The sequence below is a fragment of the Pseudomonas sp. NPDC087803 genome (assembly GCF_044742995.1).
In the GTDB taxonomy this organism is placed as follows: Bacteria; Pseudomonadota; Gammaproteobacteria; order Pseudomonadales; family Pseudomonadaceae; genus Aquipseudomonas.
In genome coordinates this window covers 1-2,200 of sequence record NZ_JBIUVO010000141.1, presented here as the reverse complement: position 1 = coordinate 2,200, position 2,200 = coordinate 1, and the positions used below count along the sequence as shown (strand labels likewise).

2 protein-coding genes and 1 pseudogene are annotated in these 2,200 nt (G+C 55.3%); 2 read left to right on the top strand and 1 reads right to left on the bottom strand.

Annotated elements, in window-relative coordinates; all coding sequences use genetic code 11:
- The first annotated feature begins 229 nt into the window (after window positions 1-229).
- Complete coding sequence (gene icd / locus ACIOUG_RS26985) at window positions 230-1,486, top strand: NADP-dependent isocitrate dehydrogenase (RefSeq protein ID WP_401070222.1); 1,257 nt, start codon at window positions 230-232, stop codon at window positions 1,484-1,486.
- A gap of 87 nt (window positions 1,487-1,573) precedes the next feature.
- On the opposite strand, the gene ACIOUG_RS26980 is transcribed toward icd, so the two are convergent.
- A complete protein-coding gene (locus tag ACIOUG_RS26980) occupies window positions 1,574-1,876 on the bottom strand; it encodes a cold shock domain-containing protein (RefSeq protein WP_401070219.1) in 303 nt (100 codons plus the stop codon).
- A gap of 224 nt (window positions 1,877-2,100) precedes the next feature.
- On the opposite strand from ACIOUG_RS26980, the pseudogene ACIOUG_RS26975 reads away from it, so the two are divergent.
- Window positions 2,101-2,200 (top strand): annotated as a pseudogene (locus tag ACIOUG_RS26975) (ATP-dependent Clp protease adaptor ClpS); the annotation flags it as partial.

The window sequence follows — 2,200 nt, the reverse complement described above, 5'->3', positions numbered from 1 at the left end:
AATCTGCCGATGGTTCATATGCAACGATTCTCGTCCATTGGTCTAAAGGTCGCAGGGCAGGGTGGGGCGTAGAGTCGCTGCGAATGCTTGAGTTTGGCGCTTTTCCCTTTGCTTTCAGGCTTGTACGAAACCAGATGTAGCCGCGCCGTGAACAGAGGGTTTGCGTGTTGATTTAACTGGGTTACGCTCGAACCAAGCCAGATGTTCAATCCAAACAATGGAGTTCAGCATGGGTTACAAGAAGATTCAGGTTCCAGCCGTCGGCGACAAAATCACCGTCAATGCAGACCATTCTCTCAATGTTCCTGATAACCCGATCATCCCCTTCATCGAAGGTGACGGTATTGGCGTCGACGTCAGCCCGGTGATGATCAAAGTGGTTGATGCTGCCGTGGCCAAGGCCTACGGGGGCAAGCGCAAGATTTCCTGGATGGAGGTTTATGCTGGCGAAAAAGCGACCCAGGTCTATGACCAGGACACCTGGCTGCCCCAGGAAACCCTGGACGCCGTCAAAGATTACGTGGTCTCCATCAAAGGCCCGCTGACCACTCCGGTCGGTGGTGGCATCCGCTCCCTCAACGTAGCCCTGCGCCAGCAACTCGATCTGTATGTGTGCCTGCGCCCCGTGGTGTGGTTCGAAGGTGTACCGAGCCCGGTGAAAAAGCCTGGCGACGTCGACATGGTGATCTTCCGCGAGAACTCCGAAGACATTTATGCCGGTATCGAATGGAAGGCCGGCTCTCCTGAAGCCACCAAGGTCATCAAGTTTCTGAAAGAAGAAATGGGCGTCACCAAGATCCGTTTCGACCAGGATTGCGGGATCGGCATCAAGCCTGTTTCCAAGGAAGGCACCAAGCGTCTGGTGCGCAAGGCCCTGCAATACGTGGTGGACAACGACCGCAAGTCGCTGACCATCGTGCACAAGGGCAACATCATGAAATTCACCGAAGGTGCCTTCAAGGACTGGGGTTACGAGGTGGCGAAGGAAGAATTCGGCGCCGAGCTGCTCGATGGCGGCCCATGGATGAAATTCAAGAACCCGAAAACCGGTCGTGAAGTCATCGTCAAGGATGCCATCGCCGACGCCATGCTCCAGCAGATCCTGCTGCGTCCGGCCGAGTACGATGTGATCGCCACGCTGAACCTCAACGGTGACTACCTCTCCGACGCCCTGGCGGCCGAAGTGGGTGGTATCGGTATCGCGCCGGGTGCCAACCTGTCCGACACCGTGGCCATGTTCGAGGCGACCCACGGTACTGCGCCGAAGTACGCCGGCAAGGACCAGGTCAACCCGGGTTCGGTGATTCTGTCGGCCGAGATGATGTTGCGTCATCTGGGCTGGACCGAAGCGGCTGACCTGATCATCAAGGGCACCAACGGCGCCATCAAGGCCAAGACCGTGACCTATGACTTCGAACGTCTGATGGACGGTGCCACGCTGGTGTCGTCTTCGGGCTTCGGTGAGGCGATCGTCAAGCACATGTAAGTAGTGAAGCTATAAAAAAACCGCCTGACTCAAATGATGAGTCAGGCGGTTTTTTATTACCAAGAGTATTAGGGGGAAGCAGTCAGCTCATGCTTTGGCAGTCGCGGCAGCGGCAGCAGCTGCGCCGACAGCAGCACTTTCAGCGGCGCTGGATGGTTCGGTGATGACGGCCTTGATGCCTACGGCATGCAGTCCCTTGGGGCCTTGAACAATATTGAAAACCACGGATTGGCCGGCCTTGAGGGTTTTATACCCATCCATCTCAATGGCGGAGTAGTGCGCAAAGAAATCAATGTCTTTGCCATCCTCGTCACGTCCTTCACGGGCATCGGTAATGATGAAGCCGAATCCCTTGGCATTGTTGAACCACTTGACCTTGCCGACAGCCATGCTCAAATCCCTCTGCAACAGACTCCATCGCTGGAGTATCATCCAGGACATCCGCAATCTAATCCGTTAAAAGGATTGACTCCGCGGATCTTTTTTACCCACTGTGGGCTCTATTGGTTGTAACACCGTTTTCCCGATAGTCAAGGTGACCGGGCAGTCGGAGTTGAAAAGGTGTACAGCCGCCCCCACCACTGTATTTGCACAACTGACGAACCTTTCTCTCCATGCATGCAATCAGCCAGATTCGACTAACATTCAATCAGGATCGCCCGCTTCTCCAAAAGGATCATCCAGAGGAGCACGACGACGATTCGGCAGGCGTTG

Excerpts from the sequence above, each read along its gene's own strand:
- ACIOUG_RS26980 (WP_401070219.1), bottom strand. The coding sequence starts at position 1,876 with ATGGCTGTCGGCAAGGTCAAGTGGTTCAACAATGCCAAGGGATTCGGC.
- icd (WP_401070222.1), top strand. The coding sequence starts at position 230 with ATGGGTTACAAGAAGATTCAGGTTCCAGCCGTCGGCGACAAAATCACC.